The 15,549-nt window shown below is 58.7% G+C and carries 15 protein-coding genes; 9 read left to right on the plus strand and 6 right to left on the minus strand.

Annotated features, from left to right (window positions below; translation table 11 throughout):
• The 6 genes from QZ501_RS03865 to QZ501_RS03890 form a co-directional block, all read right to left on the minus strand.
• The gene (locus tag QZ501_RS03865) at positions 1–1,041 is read right to left on the minus strand and encodes a hypothetical protein (RefSeq protein ID WP_295717310.1); all 1,041 of its coding nucleotides are present in this window, start codon (positions 1,039–1,041) and stop codon (positions 1–3) included.
• Between the two features lie 55 nt (positions 1,042–1,096).
• Positions 1,097–2,512 (minus strand): mannose-1-phosphate guanylyltransferase/mannose-6-phosphate isomerase, encoded by a 1,416-nt coding sequence (locus QZ501_RS03870; protein ID WP_160897954.1) that lies wholly within the window; start codon positions 2,510–2,512, stop codon positions 1,097–1,099.
• A 158-nt stretch (positions 2,513–2,670) separates the two neighbouring features.
• Positions 2,671–3,054 (minus strand): histone-like nucleoid-structuring protein, MvaT/MvaU family, encoded by a 384-nt coding sequence (locus QZ501_RS03875; RefSeq protein ID WP_095618254.1) that lies wholly within the window; start codon positions 3,052–3,054, stop codon positions 2,671–2,673.
• A 166-nt stretch (positions 3,055–3,220) separates the two neighbouring features.
• Positions 3,221–4,735, minus strand: a complete 1,515-nt coding sequence (locus tag QZ501_RS03880; protein WP_295717313.1) for an O-antigen ligase family protein — start codon at positions 4,733–4,735, stop codon at positions 3,221–3,223.
• A 36-nt stretch (positions 4,736–4,771) separates the two neighbouring features.
• Positions 4,772–6,586, minus strand: coding sequence for a Wzy polymerase domain-containing protein (locus QZ501_RS03885; RefSeq protein WP_295717315.1), 1,815 nt, complete (start codon positions 6,584–6,586; stop codon positions 4,772–4,774).
• A gap of 131 nt (positions 6,587–6,717) precedes the next feature.
• On the minus strand, positions 6,718–7,179 hold the full coding sequence (locus QZ501_RS03890; protein WP_295717373.1) for a pilin: 462 nt from the start codon (positions 7,177–7,179) through the stop codon (positions 6,718–6,720).
• Positions 7,180–7,498: 319 nt separating this feature from the next.
• Between QZ501_RS03890 and pilB the strand changes: the two genes are divergently transcribed.
• From pilB to QZ501_RS03935, 9 genes are all read left to right on the plus strand, one after another.
• The gene (gene pilB, locus QZ501_RS03895) at positions 7,499–9,226 is read left to right on the plus strand and encodes a type IV-A pilus assembly ATPase PilB (RefSeq protein WP_295717317.1); all 1,728 of its coding nucleotides are present in this window, start codon (positions 7,499–7,501) and stop codon (positions 9,224–9,226) included.
• Positions 9,227–9,230: 4 nt separating this feature from the next.
• On the plus strand, positions 9,231–10,448 hold the full coding sequence (locus QZ501_RS03900) for a type II secretion system F family protein (protein WP_295717319.1): 1,218 nt from the start codon (positions 9,231–9,233) through the stop codon (positions 10,446–10,448).
• 23 nt (positions 10,449–10,471) lie between these two features.
• The gene (locus tag QZ501_RS03905; RefSeq protein WP_295717322.1) at positions 10,472–11,404 is read left to right on the plus strand and encodes an A24 family peptidase; all 933 of its coding nucleotides are present in this window, start codon (positions 10,472–10,474) and stop codon (positions 11,402–11,404) included.
• A 1-nt stretch (position 11,405) separates the two neighbouring features.
• Positions 11,406–12,023, plus strand: coding sequence for a dephospho-CoA kinase (gene coaE / locus QZ501_RS03910; protein ID WP_295717325.1), 618 nt, complete (start codon positions 11,406–11,408; stop codon positions 12,021–12,023).
• Positions 12,020–12,364, plus strand: a complete 345-nt coding sequence (locus QZ501_RS03915) for a CidA/LrgA family protein (protein WP_295717327.1) — start codon at positions 12,020–12,022, stop codon at positions 12,362–12,364. The genes coaE and QZ501_RS03915 overlap by 4 nt, the downstream gene beginning before the upstream one ends.
• Positions 12,361–13,047 (plus strand): LrgB family protein, encoded by a 687-nt coding sequence (locus QZ501_RS03920; RefSeq protein WP_295717329.1) that lies wholly within the window; start codon positions 12,361–12,363, stop codon positions 13,045–13,047. Before QZ501_RS03915 ends, QZ501_RS03920 begins: the two co-directional genes overlap by 4 nt.
• Positions 13,044–14,114, plus strand: coding sequence for a hypothetical protein (locus QZ501_RS03925; protein WP_295717331.1), 1,071 nt, complete (start codon positions 13,044–13,046; stop codon positions 14,112–14,114). Before QZ501_RS03920 ends, QZ501_RS03925 begins: the two co-directional genes overlap by 4 nt.
• A complete protein-coding gene (gene tsaA, locus QZ501_RS03930) occupies positions 14,111–14,821 on the plus strand; it encodes a tRNA (N6-threonylcarbamoyladenosine(37)-N6)-methyltransferase TrmO (protein WP_295717333.1) in 711 nt (236 codons plus the stop codon). Before QZ501_RS03925 ends, tsaA begins: the two co-directional genes overlap by 4 nt.
• A 73-nt stretch (positions 14,822–14,894) precedes the next feature.
• Positions 14,895–15,479 carry a YfaZ family outer membrane protein gene (locus QZ501_RS03935; protein ID WP_151441149.1) on the plus strand — a complete coding sequence of 195 codons (585 nt, stop codon included), beginning with the start codon at positions 14,895–14,897 and terminating at the stop codon, positions 15,477–15,479.
• The last annotated feature ends 70 nt before the right edge of the window (positions 15,480–15,549 follow it).

Raw genomic sequence — 15,549 nt, forward strand, 5'->3', positions numbered from 1 at the left:
TTACTCTCTTGTGACCTCTTTGTTCAGGCAGCGCGCATCATACCAGAACGCATCCTGTGCTGACGAAGCCGCCCCTGCACACTCCAGCCAGGAAACCACTGCAGCCTGATCCAGAATCAGCTCGGGTGGTGTCTCATGCCACTCCACGTCCAGAGCCGCACGCTCCACGGAGGCATCATGGTTCAGGGCCTTCCCGGGGGTATCGCCGCGTGCCAGGCTCACCAGTTCCGCCTGCTCGTCCATGGCTTGCCTGCGGGTAAGATGGGCCAGCCGCACGGGACCACAGGCCCACTCAAACCGGACCATGGCCGCAGCGGCACTGAGCACGGACAGCACATGCCCCGGGTCGGCTTCCTGGCCCAGAAGTCCTTCTTCCATGGGGCCGAAGGTTCTGTGCTCTCCCTGGGAGGTCGCTGCCGAGCTCACCGCCACCTCCATAGCCGACTGCTCCACCTGCATGCCAAGCCACGCCTCCATCGCCGGCTGGCGCTGCCGGCACCATGCCAGTACATCCACCGCACTGGAGGCAGGCACCCGCAGGCTGTGGCGCATTCGAGGTGTGCCGGCAGGCACCCGTGACTCCGGAGGACCGTCGTGGGCAACCATCAAAGCAATCGAGGGGTCACCGATCAATTCCGACCACGCCAGAAGTCCCTCCGCCTGAACCACGGATGCCAACAGCTCAGCCCCTGTGGACTCCAGCAGGAACCAGCAGACACCAGCATCAGTGGCGGCCCGGATTTCCCCCATCGTCCGGCATACGGCCTCCCCATTGCGGATCAGCGCCAGTACGGGCACTACCCAGAGCTCATGCTCATATCCCGTGGCCTTTTCCGCCACCTCACGGGCGTGTTCCGCCAGGCCTCTGGAAGCAAGAGCGCCCCCACGGCACAGCTCAATCGGCCCGCGCACGGAGCCGGCAAGCGCTGCAAGGCGCCGGGACTGGGCCAGTGCCGCTTCGCCAACAGGCGCAATCCGCTCGGGATAAGCATTAGGGATGTTGATGAGAAGGGGTTCCGTGGCGTTATGCCAGTCTTCCATACCAATTCCCTCTGGTCTGTGGGGGCGGCATCCGGCCGCCCGGGGTCAATCTCAGTCAGACGCGGTTGTAATTGTCCTCAAAACGGACAATGTCGTCCTCTCCCAGATAGCTGCCCGTCTGCACCTCAATCACCTCCAGGGGAATCACCCCGGGATTGGACAGACGGTGGGTCACGCCCAGTGGAATATACGTGGACTCATCCTCGGTCAGCAAGGTTTCCTCATTACCACGTGTAACCAGTGCGCTCCCACTCACAACCACCCAGTGTTCCGAGCGATGATGATGTTTCTGCAGTGACAGTGTGGCTCCAGGATCCACCGTTATCCGCTTAACCTGGAAACGCTCGCTGCGGGCCACGCCCTCATAGCTGCCCCAGGGCCGATGGACCTTGCGGTGGAAGCGGTACTCATCGCGATTCTGGTCCTTCAGGCGGCTCACCAGTTTCTTCACATCCTGTACCCGGCTGCGATCCGCAACCAGCACCACATCATCCGTCTCAACAATGACGTGGTTGTCCACGCCTATTGCCGCCACCAGGCGCCCTTCGGAATGGAGATAGGACTGATGGACGTCCTCAGTGATCACATCACCGCGAACGACATTGCCATCGTCATCCTGATCCTGGAGTTCCCAAAGCGATGACCATGACCCCACATCACTCCAGCCAGCGTCCAGCGGCAATACAACGGCGCGCTCTGTCCGCTCCATCACCGCATAGTCAATGGACTCTTCAGGGCACTCCGCAAAGACCGCCTCTGAAACCCGAACGAAATCCTGATCATCCCGGCGTGAAGCCCAGGCCCGCTGGCAGACCTCCAGGATATCCGGGCGATGGCGCTCCAGTTCCGCCAGGTAGTCACTGGCCCGGAAGAGGAACATACCACTGTTCCAGTAGTAATGGCCGTCATCCAGGTACCCCTGGGCCGTAGCAGCATCCGGCTTCTCCACAAATGCCGCCACAGGCCGTGCACCGCCAGCGACCTGCTCGGACTCGGCCCGGATGTAACCATAGCCGGTATGCGCACAGTTCGGTACAACCCCGAACGTCACCAGCCGACCCTCGCGGGCCGCCTCCTCACCCGCCTGAACCGCGCGGGCAAAGGCCTGGGTGTCCTTGACCACATGATCCGACGGCAGCACCAGCATCACACCGTCCGGATCCGTCTCCTGAATCCGCAGCGCTGCCAGTGCAATGGCCGGCGCCGTGTTGCGCCCCACTGGCTCCAGAAGAATGCGCCCGGCCTCCGCCTGCTGCCCGTAGCGCTGCAGATGAGCCGCCACAATGAACCGGTGTGCCTCATTGGTGATCACTGACAGACTCGAACAGCCGGACACCGCACAGGCACGCTGCAGGGTCTCGTCCAGAAGGGATTCGTGGGTGTTCAGTGCCAGGAACTGCTTGGGGTAAGCCTCACGGGACAGAGGCCAGAGACGGGTACCGGAACCACCGGATAGGATGACTGCGTGCATGATTCTTCCCTGTTGTCTGATGCCCCAAAGGGTACCGCAGCCAAACGCCCGGGAAAACAATCCATCCCGGATCAAATGCAGACCGTAGGAGCGCGCTCGCGCGCGATCTTTTATAGACCGCCTTTAGAGCCCGCTCCCACAGCCATAATGCAGCTGCCTCAGCTCTCCTGCCAGCGGGCAACCTCTTCCTTGCCATACTGCTTCCGCCACGCATTCAACGTCTTGTGGTTACCACCACGGGTCTGAACGACTTCACCGGTATGCGGGTTGCGGTAGGTCTTGAGCGGGCGCTTCTTGCGGCCGTCATTCGCACTGGACGAACCACCGCCCTGCTCCAGCTTGTTCTTAACACTCGAATCCAGCGTCGCCAGAACCTCCAGCATGTCCTTACCGGACTTGCCGTATTTTTCCATCAACTGGTTCAACTCCTCCTTGAAGTCGAGCTCTTTCTTGAGCTCCTTATCCTCTTCCATCTTCTGGAGTTCGTCCTGAAGTTGCTTTACGGCTTTCTGTTTTTCGTAGTAGGTGGAGATTTTACCCATTTCTTAAACCCTTCCATCAGAAATTATCAGTGCAGAATTTATCTTTACGCAAAAAGACTGTCAAAACTTAAGTTGCAAAACCACTTTAATGTGCAGACGTAGTGGATAAGACTGATGCCTCAACATCTCTCATAAACTCTGGATACCCTTTATCAGCACCTCACCTTTAAGGCGCTTCCTCATCTCGTTGAGGCATCAGTTCAGGATTTCTTGGGAAATTCCCGTGGGCCCAAAAGCGCGGCTGCATCGACTGAGGAACATTATCTCCATACCAAGACCTATCAACGGTCATGGCTTGATAATAACGAACAACTTCAAGGTTCCAGAATAATAACACACTCAACACGACAGGTAAGGTCAGATACCTTGGCACCAGGCTTTTTCCTGAGAATTGTATTTTCCCACTTCGGTTCCCGAAGAGTTCCGGATGGTTTAGTGCCCCCCGAAAAAGGGATAGCACCATCAAACCAACCAGCATTGATGCTGGAGCCATAAAAACGGAAGAAGCACCTGCATGGCAGGCAGACGCAACAGTAGACGCAGTCAGAGCAATGATCAGATTTTTATTATCGCTAGACAGTGCATACTGATGCACGCGACTACGGATTACGAATAATCCATATACAACCCCAGAACCCATCAGTGTAAGCCCCAGAATCGAAAACCACCCATATTCAGCTGCCCACATCAGGTACATATTATGGGGATGCCCCATTTTCTTACCTGTCTCGTAAGCCGAGGTAATAATATCGTGCGTCAACCATGACTGCCCCCCCATTCCGAAGGGAAAATGCACGAGACTCATGGCCCAGGCTTCCTGCCAAAGTCGTATCCTTCCGGACGTATCAGTCCCAATGGTGCGCATCTCAGGGCTTTCCAGAAAAATCAGGGGCAGAAGTACTGACAGCAACAGCCACGCAGCCCCCCCGATCAATAGCTGCCTCCCCAACGCACACAACCAGACGCCGGCATGCCGACCGAATAACAGGGAGACGAAGACACCCCCCACAAGGATACTCAGCGCGGAACCTCTAGCCGACGACATCAACAGAAGCCACCACCAGATGGCGGCAGCAATCCCGGCTCCTAGACGCCAAAGGCGATTATCACAGAGTGGATTGATCAATAGCGCCAAGGGAAGGAGGGGCAAAATCCATGAAGCAACCTGACTCCAATAACGAATATTGACAAACCCCCAAGGGAGAAACTGATCCAGGCGACTAACGCCATCAAACAGTGCAAAAAGATAAACTGATGGTGTTAGCAACGCGTAAAAAATAGCTCCTGCAAGGATACAGGTCAGAACACTTTTGATATAGAACGGAGAGTGATTCGCGAGAAAAGCCGAAAAACCGAAAACGGAGAGAAGATAAGCAGGAAACAATATGGCCTCAGCCCAGACAAAGTCATTCGGCGCATCACGACCCAACCATATGGACACGGCAATCGAAAGACAGAAAAGAACCCAACCAGTGACTTCAGTCCCTCGTGCCGCCCCCCGGAAAGCTTGGCCCACAAGCAGTAACAAGGTGATCAGGACCACCAGGCCAAACCGGCGATCCGCATACCCGCCATAAAAGGACAGCAAGCTTCCAAACAAGGCCAAGAGCATTGCAGAACACGCAACCCCAATGACCAGAACAATCTTCAGGCCCTGATTTTCGTTTCCCTGTGGCCACATAGGAAAAACCAGCCGGCAAGTTGTATGGAGTGCCGATCAATCGGCCTGCATAGACTGAATGCGCCGTTCGTTTTTCCGCCGCATTGATTCAAGATCCTCCCCCCATACCTTCAGCCCCCTCTCTGCACAATCAGCAAAGCGGGCAATTTCCGGCATATTGATACGCTCGATGCGAACTGCTTTTTCTATCAGAATAGGCGCTGAGGCCGGATAGTGCGCAGCCGTCTCTTCAATAATGGCACAGGCCTCATCCATATTTCCCAACATCATCAGTAGCGTCGCCTCACGAACCTTTACAACATCCAAAGGGCGCCAACCCGCCATCCTACGGGCCTCTTTCAATTGCCACTCCAGATTACGAGCTTCTGGCGAAAATCGACGGTATTTGGCAAGAATGGCATAAGGTCCCAGAAAGCTATCGTTTGCGAGCAATGTCATCTGTCGATAATCTTCTCGGGAGATCTCCTGTTTTGCGGCAATCGATGTGATCGATACCGTCTGACTACCGAGGTTCCATGCCGAAACGAGAGTTACCGCAAGAAATAAAGTAGCCGTTGCATACTGAAGCCACCTCGACGTTACAGAGATAGAGGACACTTTAAAAAGGGGCAAAACAAAAAGGAGAGAAACCACGAGATACCAGGGATACCAGAGCGGATATTCCACCATACTGTGAAGGAATATTGTGCCCATGACGCCGGCCACCGGAACACACCAGTCCTCTGACCTCGACCGCCACAACTGACGAAGCAGCAGCGCCACAAGCCCCACTGTGACCAGGAGTCCAACCAGGCCCATCTCAATAAAAACCATGGAAAACAGGTTGTGGGAATGTGTCCATGCCCCCTGACCTCCCGCCTGCCCGAGAGGTGTGACGGCTTGTTCAAAGGAAAAGACTCCATACTGGCCGAAGCCACTCCCGACCAGCCACTCCCCGGCCGAAAGGGCCGGAAGCGCATTCAAAATCTTGGCATGCTCAATCAGCCTCGGTTGATCCGCAATCTCCCGCTCAGCAAGTGAGACACCTGACGGGGACTTTATCCAACCAGCATCAGCTAATTGCATTTCCAAAGGGGCGCTCACAACAGGGACAACCAGCAGACACAAGCAAACAACCAGCGCAACGCCCCCAAGTTGCTTGCCCTGGCGGACAATCGGGGCCTCCTTCTGCAGGACTGCATAAAGCGCTAGTCCCAATGCCAGAGGGATAAACAGATAATTGAGGCGTGATGCGGCCAATGCCATCACCCACCCAATAAACACTGAAAATGCCAGCAAACCTCCGAATCTCTGCTCATTTCGACAAGCAAGGTAAACACCTGCAAACAATGCCAGCCAGAGGGTCGAAGTCGTCAGATTGGGCTGCCCCCAGGGTCCTTCAAGACGCCCGGCATCCGGGGAGAAAACGCCAGAGATGGCACCAATGGCACCGTAATGCAGCAGCAACGCGATCACCGCATACAGGATGCCACCGACAACCAGCCCCCGGCACAGCAGCCAAACCATATATTCCCTGCCACAATCAAAATATACAGAAGAGCCCCCGACAATAACTGCAGCACTGACAAGCAGGGTTACCATTGCCCAGCGAAAAGACACGACGATTGCAGCATCGACAAAAAGCTGGGAAATGAACAGCGATATTGCGATCAGAACCGGCAAGAGCACCGCGTGGGAGAAAGGCAGTTTTTCGCGCCGACCAGCGGCAACCAAACTGGCGACTAAGAGCAGGGCGCCCGTCAGAAGCGTCAGTCCATTTGGTAGTGCCGAACTCAGAGGCCAAAAACGGCCTAGGCTGAGTGTTGGAACCAGAAAAAGCGCAACTAGCAACGCCCGCTCGATTTTTCCCATCAACTGAAACCTTCTGACGAATAGCTTCGGCACTATAAGCAAATGAGGCGCCTGACAGTACATGCCCAATAAAAAAGGGAGGCATAAGCCTCCCTTCTAGCACTCGGACAGTGTAGCTTATCGAAGCCCCATTACGATTTAGAACACCCGCTCGGAAGGAACGAGTCGTCCCAGCCACCTGCACCGTTCTCTTTAACCGCGCAATTCCAAGTACCTTCACTGGTCCGACTCAGGATGATCTGGGCATCACTGATTGCTGTACTGGCATCACCACCAAGCTGTCCTTGAATGGTTCCAGAACCGTCACCACTCGAAAAGTCTACTTCAGTGCCAGTCCCGCCAGAAGTGCCACTGCCAGTAAGGATACTTGAGCCCGTATAACCAATCGATGCGAGATCACTTGGCTCTTGGCCTCGCATAAGGCTCTCTTCCGCAGCCGTCTTCAGAGCTGAAATCTCGCCATAGGCACGGTTCATCTGAGACCGAGCAATATAATCCTGATACTGCGGGATCGCGATTGCCGCCAGAATACCGATGATGGCAACCACGATCATCAATTCGATGAGCGTGAAACCCTGCTGTTTGTGATTCATCTGAATCGATTGCATTGGTGCACCTCCTGAAGGTGTTGTCTTTTTGATTACCGGCATCAGCAATGGACCCTGCCTTTGCCTGCCTGCTGTGAAGATAGCAGCTGCCATGCCAGTTTTCCTTAAAAAAGGATAACGGCCTACAATCAGCCACCTGGAGAGCCGCCTCGTAAACAAGCCACCTCCCCAAAGGCGCCAATGTGACACTGTTTGACACGCTGAGGTGACGCATTACGTCACTGTCATCCCCTTTTCATCACTGGCTGAACACTGAGGCAGGCACTAGACTCTTGGGGCAGTTCAACACAAGACCAGAGAGACCATGGCTTCTGACCCCCAGAACGTAACGCTTACCGGGCTGGCCCGGCGATTTGTGGATGACGGCATCCTGGAAGAGACCGTGGCCCGGGAGGCCTTTGTCCAGGCCAACCAGGACCGCATCCCTCTGATCACCTATCTCATCCAGAACGAGCTCGCCCCCGGTCAGGCGCTGGCGTTCTCGGCCGCTATGGAATTCGGCGTTCCGGTGATGGACCTGAACGCTTTTTCCGCCGACATGATGCCGGAAGGGCTGGTGGACGAGAAGCTGATCCGTGCCCACAGCGTACTGCCGCTGGTCCAGCGCGGAAAGCGGCTGTTCGTCGCCATGGCGGACCCCACCAACCTGCAGGCGCTGGATGAGATCAAGTTCCACACCGGGCTGAGTACCGAAGCAGTCCTGGTGGAAGAAAGCAGCCTCCGTCAGGCTATCGACAAGTACATGGAGTCCCAGGACACCTCCATGCAGGATCTGGGCGGGGACTCGGATCTTGAGGATGTGGACTTCGAGAGCGGCGACGAGGAAGAGGGACAGGACAAAAACGCCGTAGACGCCACGGACACCGATGATGCGCCCATCGTCAAATACGTGAACAAGCTGCTGCTCGATGCCATCAAACAGGGCGCCTCAGACGTCCATTTCGAGCCCTATGAGAAGATGTACCGCATCCGCTACCGGTCCGACGGCATCCTGAACGAGGTCGCCAAGCCCTCGATAAAGCTCTCCCACAAGCTGGCGGCGCGCGTAAAGATCATGTCCCAGATGGACATTTCCGAACGCCGGGTGCCCCAGGACGGGCGGATCAAGCTCAAGCTCTCCAAGTCCAAATCGATCGACTTCCGGGTCAACACACTGCCCACGATCTGGGGGGAAAAGATCGTACTGCGGATACTGGACCCAACCGCCGCTCAGATGGGGATCGACCAGCTCGGCTATGAAGAGGACCAGAAGCAGCTCTACCTCGAGGCCCTCAAATCGCCCCAGGGCATGATCCTGGTCACCGGCCCAACCGGTTCCGGTAAGACAGTTTCCCTTTATACCGGTCTGAACATCCTCAACACCCCGGAAGTGAACATCTCCACGGCGGAAGACCCGGCGGAGATCAACCTGGAGGGGATCAACCAGGTCAACGTGAACAACAAGGTGGGCCTGACGTTCGCCGAGGCGCTGCGCTCTTTCCTGCGTCAGGACCCGGACATCATCATGGTGGGCGAGATCCGGGACCTGGAGACCGCGAATATCGCCATCAAGGCGGCCCAGACCGGCCACCTGGTCCTCTCCACCCTGCACACCAACAGTGCGGCGGAGACACTGAGCCGGATGATGAACATGGGGGTCGCCTCGTTCAACATCGCCACCTCGGTCAGCCTGATCATTGCCCAGCGGCTGGGGCGCCGCCTGTGCAGCAACTGCAAGCAACCCGCCGACGTTCCCCAGGACATTCTTCTCAAGGAAGGTTTCACACAGGAACAGATTGATACAGGGTTTACGCTTTACAGACCGGTAGGCTGTGATAAATGTAAAAACGGGTATAAGGGCCGGGTAGGCATCCTCGAGGTGGTCCGTATCACCGAGGACATGGAGAGCATGATCATGAACGAGGCCAGCTCCATTGAGCTCGCCCGCCAGGCCCGTAATGAAGGCTTCAACAGCCTGCGCCAGTCCGCGCTCGAGAAGGTGATTCAGGGCGTGACCAGTCTGGAAGAAGCGAACCGTGTAACGAAGGATTAACTCCATGGCGGCCAACGAACAGAAGCTGGACACCTTTACCTGGGAAGGCAAGGACCGCAAGGGCAACAAGACCAGCGGCGAGACCACCGGCGCCTCTCCGGCGCTGGTCAAGGCCCAGTTACGCAAGCAGGGCATCAAGCCCGGCAAGATCAAGAAAAAGAGCAAGCCGCTTTTCGGTGGCCGGACAAAAATCACGCCCTTTGATATCGCCACCTTCACCCGCCAGATGGCGACCATGATGAAGGCGGGCGTGCCGCTGATCCAGTCCTTTGACATTGTCTCCGACGGCCTTGAGAACAAGGGGCTTCAGGAGCTGATCATCGCCATCCGTAACGACGTGGCTTCGGGTAACAGCTTCGCCAACGCCCTGCGCCAGCACCCGAAGCACTTTGATGACCTCTACTGCAACCTCGTGGATTCAGGTGAAGCCGCTGGTGCACTGGAAAGCATGCTGGACCGGGTCGCGACCTACCTTGAGAAAACCGAGAACCTCAAGCGCAAGGTCCGGAAGGCCATGACCTACCCGATCTCCATCATCATCGTGGCAGTCATCGTTACGGCCATCCTCCTTGTGAAGGTGGTGCCACAGTTCGAATCCCTGTTCCAGGGCTTTGGCGCGGACCTGCCCGCCTTTACCCAGATGGTGATCGGGATGTCCGAATGGCTACAGGCCTGGTGGTGGGCCGTGCTGATCGGCATCATCGGTACGGTCTTCGGGTTCCGGACAGCCAAGAAACGGTCCCCACGCTTTTCCGATGCCGTGGACAAGTACGTGCTCAAGCTCCCTGTTGTGGGCATAATCCTTGACCAGTCCGCCGTAGCCAAGTTCGCGCGGGTTCTTTCCACCACCTTCGCCGCAGGTGTGCCACTGGTCGATGCCCTGGATTCCGTTTCCGGCGCCACCGGCAACGCCGTCTACCGGGATGCCATCCTCCAGGTCAAGGACGAGGTTTCCTCGGGGACGCAGCTGCAGACCGCCATGCGCCAGACCGGCGTCTTCCCGGTGCTCGCCATCCAGCTCACCTCCATTGGTGAGGAATCCGGTAACCTGGATGAGATGCTCGGCAAGGTCGCCGACCACTACGAGGCCGTGGTGGATGACCTGGTCGATAACCTGACCTCGCTCATGGAGCCGGTGATCATGTCCGTTCTGGGCATTCTCGTCGGCGGCCTCATCATCGCCATGTACCTCCCCATCTTCCAGATGGGCTCGGCCATGTAACCCTTTACACCAAGGATCCGGTCTTGCAGAACCTGATACAGATCATTCTCAGTACACCCTGGCTCCTGTGGCCAGCGGTGGTGGGCGTCTCGCTGTGCGTGGGCAGCTTCCTCAATGTGGTGATCCTGCGCCTGCCGCGGATGATGGAACAGGCCTGGCGCCAGGAATGCGAAGCCCTGTTCGCCGAGGAACCTGGCAGGAGCGGCCAAGGCCTCGATTCCGCCCAACCCGGTACTGAGCAGGATACTGATCGCGGCCGTGGCCGCTCCTACGGGCTCTCCTATCCTCGCTCGCATTGCCCGGAATGCGGTAATACGATCCGGGCCATCGACAACATCCCGGTACTCAGCTGGCTCTTCCTGCGCGGGCGCTGCCGGAACTGCGGCACCGGCATCTCCGTGCGCTACCCGGCGATCGAGGCGCTGACGGCAGTGCTTTCAGTGCTTACCGTGCTCATCCTGGGCACCAGCGTCGAGGCACTGATTGCCCTTCCACTCGTTTGGGCACTGCTTGCCCTGACGGTCATCGACCTGGAAACCACCCTGCTTCCAGACAGCATCACCCTCCCGCTGCTCTGGGCCGGGCTTGTGGCCAGCGCCCTGGGGCTGGGCCAGGTTGGGCTCGAAGCCGCCTTCTGGGGGGCCGTGGCGGGTTATCTCAGTCTCTGGAGTGTCTACCACCTCTTCCGCCTTCTGACCGGCAAGGAAGGCATGGGACATGGGGATTTCAAGCTGCTGGCCGCCCTCGGTGCCTGGCTGGGCTGGACCATGCTGCCGGCCGTCATTCTTCTCTCCAGCCTTGTGGGTGCCGTGGTGGGCATTGCGATGATTGCCATACGTGGGCATGATCGCAATATTCCGATTCCCTTCGGCCCCTACCTCGCCGCAGCTGGCGTGATCGCGCTCTGGTATGGGCCGGAACTGCTGGATCTGTGGCTGTCCTTGATGAGGGTCTGACATGTTTGTGGTTGGCCTGACCGGAGGCATTGGCAGCGGCAAGAGTACCGTGGCCAACCTCTTCCGTGAGCACGGCATCTTCGTGATTGACGCGGATGATGTATCCCGCGAGGTGGTTGAGCCCGGCGAACCGGCACTGGAAACCATCCGGAGCCACTTTGGCGATGCCGTTCTCCAGCAGGACGGCACCCTGGACCGGGCCGCGCTGCGCAAACGTGTCTTCAACGATGACGGCGAACGCCAGTGGCTGGAGGCCCTGCTGCACCCCCGCATTGCCGAACGCCTGAAACACTATCTGTCTGAAGCGGATTCGCCGTATCAGATGCTGGTGTCGCCGCTTCTTCTGGAAACCGATCAGCACAGGCTCTGCCAGCACATCGTGGTGGTGGACGTCAGCCACGAGACCCAGATCCAGCGCACCATGAGCCGGGATGACAACGACCGCGCCCAGGTGGAACGCATTATTGCCGCGCAGATGCCCCGGGAGGACCGGCTCAGGGCTGCGGGCAACGTGATCGACAATGACCAGCCGCTGGAGCGCGTGCGCGAGGAAGTCGCGGGCCTGCATCAGCACTTGCTTGCCATGGCCGCCGAGGTTTCCGGAGATACCCTTTCATGAAGGGAAGCCTTGTTACCGGTCTGGCCATTATCCTGCTGTTCCAGCTCGCCGGCCTGGCACTGGAGCAGATTCCAGGCATGCCGCTGCCCGGACCGATTTCCGGCATGGTGCTGTTCTTCCTGTATCTGGTGATCACGGGCGGAGGCTATGACCCGGAGCGCGAAGCCGCCCGCCAGCTGCTCACCCATATGGCACTGTTCTACATCCCCGCGGGCGCCGGCATCGTGACCCTGGGCGCACTGCTCATGGAGCAGGCCCTGGGCATCACCCTGGCACTGACCCTGGGCACCCTGATCGCATTCGTTACCACCGCCCATCTCATGCAGTGGCTGAGCCGATGAGCACCCTACTGAACTCGCCCCATTTCGCCATTACGCTGACCCTGCTGGCCTATCTCACCGGCCATGGACTGTACCGGATCACCGGCAAGCCCAGCTTCCTTCAGCCCGTGGTTTCCGGCATCGCCCTCGTGGGGGCCACGCTGCTGGTGCTGGATCTCGATTACGGCACCTACATGGAGGGTGCCAGTATCATCCACTTCATGCTTGGCACCGTCACCGTGGCCCTGGGGCTGCCGCTTTACCAGAACCTTGGCCTCATTCGCCGCCACCTGCTGCCCCTGATGGTCACACTGGCCGTCAGCGGCGTTGTGGCAGCGGGCAGCGCCACCGGCCTGCTCTGGCTCACCGGCTCCGACCACGCCACCCTGATGTCCATGGCCACCAAGTCCATCACCACCCCAATGGCGATCTCCGTGACCGAATCCATCGGCGGCTACCCTCCGCTGGCGACCGGATTCGTTATGGTCACCGGCATTCTTGTGGCCGCCTGCGGCGGGCCAGTACTGCGCATCACCGGTGTCACGCACCCCGCTGCCAAAGGCTGCGCCATGGGCATGATCGGCCATGGTGTAGGCACTACCCGAGCCTTTGAAATGGGCTCGGAAACCGGTGCTTTCTCTGCACTCTCAATCGGCCTGATGGGCCTCTACACCGCCATCGGCCTGGGGCTGCTGATGCCGTGAGCTGGATCCGTTCCCTGATCGGCACCAGCTGTCTCGCGCTCGGCAGTCTGGAACCCACCTGGGCCACTCTGGCCCCACCCGCGAAGCCGGAGCCACCGCCCCGGGTGGACATTGAGGAGCTTCCTGCGGACTTCTTCGACTGGGACGGCCCCCGCTACCTGAAACCCAAAGACACCTGGCTCGACCAGGCCGGCCACTGGGTGGTGCGCCGACGCCGCATCCATTCGCGCCATGTCGAGGCTCTGGGCCAGGGTATTGACCAGACCCTTTCCGGCCAGACCTGGGTGGATCAGGATAACGACAGCTACCTGCGGCTGGGCGCCTTCAACCGCTATACCGAGGACGGGAAAATGGGCTTTGAGCCGGAAGCCCGCTTCAAGCTCGATGTGCCCACCTCTGAAGAAAAATTCCGTATCATTGTGGAAAGCGATGCCAATGATCTGGCCCCTCTTTCCGAGCAGCAGCAGCGGGGTACGCTGACGCCGGAAGAGGCGGATGAGAACAGCTTTACAGCCGGTGCCCTGCGTTTTCTGTCGCCTCTTTCCGAGCGCTGGAACGCCAGCACTGATGTGGGCGCCAGGCTGCACATGCCACTGGAGTTCTTTGCCCGGGCACGCACCTGGTCTGACTGGCAGCTTTCCAGAGAATGGCGGCTGCGCGTGGATCAACGGGTGTTCTGGTACCTCCAGGAAGGCTGGATCTCCCGGTCATGGTTCGGATTTCACCGCCCGCTTGGCCCCCACTGGCGGTTCCGGGCATCATCAGAGGTGCGCTGGGTCCACCGCAAACGTGGATTCGAGATGGCCCAGATCTTTCGCCTGCAGCGCCGCTACCGCAACCGGCACTTCGTGCGCCTGCGGTTTGGCGTTCTGGGAGACACTTTCAATAACTGGGCCCGCACCGAATACTTCACGGACATGCTCTACCGCAAGCGCCTTCATGATGACTGGCTTTACGGCGAAATCATCCCCTCCCTGCGTTACCGTCGCGAAGAGGACTTCCAGCCTGAAGCCAGCCTGACCTTCCGCATCGAAATGTTCTTCTCAAGCAGCGGAGATCTCCAGTGAACAGCGATTATGGCGTCACGCCCATTGGCACGGTCCGCTCCTGTTTTCCGGACAAATTCGGCGTTCCCCGCCAGCCGTCCCTATGCCCACACGCCCGGGGCGAGGTGGTTCTCAGCTCCCCCTGGAACACCGAGGAGGCCTTCCGGGGGATCGAGGATTTTTCCCACGTCTGGATCAGCTTTCTGTTCCATCAGGTCCCGGCGGATCAGGCACCCTCAGCGTTGGTCAGACCCCCCAGACTCGGCGGCAACACCCGGGTCGGCGTCTTTGCCAGCCGCTCTCCCTTCCGACCCAACCGCCTTGGCCTGTCACTGGTGCGAAACCTGGGCCTCACCCGGCGCCACGGGGAACTGTGTCTGGCGATCAGCGAGATCGATCTGGTGGATGGCACCCCAGTGCTCGACATCAAACCCTTCCTGCCCTGGTGCGATGCCCCGGAAGCGGCCACGGGCGCCTGGGCCAGCGAACCACCGGCCGCCACTCTGCCTGTAAGATTCAGTCCGCAAGCGGAGCACCGATTACAGCAGATCCAGTGGGACTATCCGGAGCTGCGCGATCTCATCCGCGAGGTTCTCAACCAGGACCCACGACCCGCCTACCACCGGGATGATCCGGAGCGGCGTTATGCGCTCCGCCTGTACGACCTCGATGTCCATTGGCTGGTAGCGAACGGTACCTGTGTCGTCGAACGCCTTGAAAAGGCGTAATTGTGGAACAGCACCGGTGACACTATCATGACCCTTTGAGTCACCATGGTCACTGACAGGAGCACTAGCCCCTATGCGATACAACCGACTGATCCGCACCACCTGCCTCGGCGCCGCCCTGTTCACCGCGTTTGCCGGCACAACCCATGCGGACAGCCTGGACCTCAGCCTGAGCAACGATTCCGTTCGGGGTGAATACAGCTTCACCGACGCCAGTGAGGAGCTCGGCGGTGGCGTGGGCTACACCTATCATGACGGCAGCCGCCATCTGGCAACGCTCGATCTGCACGCCCAGGGCCGCACCGCTATCCAGAACATCCCCATGACCGTGGGCCTGGGTGTGCGAAACATGTACTTCGATGACGGCGACCGTGACATCGACGGCGGCGCCACCGCGCCAGGGGTCTTTGCCCGTATGAATATCCCGGAGGTTCCCGGGCTTTCCGTTGGCGGCAGCCTCTACCTCTCCCCATCGATTCTTTCCTACGGGGATGCGGACGGCATGCGCCATACCGATGCCACCGTCAGCTACCGCCTGATCCGCAACTCCGAAATTTTTGCCGGCTACCGCTACGTGGGCGCGGATCTCGATACCCGCGGTGACGACGACTACCGCTTTGAGGAAGGCCTGATCGGCGGCATGCGCATCCTCTTCTGAAGAACCCGGAATGGTTCACGGCAGGGCCTCCGGCGCTGGTTTAGACTCGTAGAACAATCGTGTTTTACGG

The organism is uncultured Halovibrio sp., from assembly GCF_913056445.1.
In the GTDB taxonomy this organism is placed as follows: Bacteria; Pseudomonadota; Gammaproteobacteria; order Pseudomonadales; family Oleiphilaceae; genus Halospina; species Halospina utahensis_B.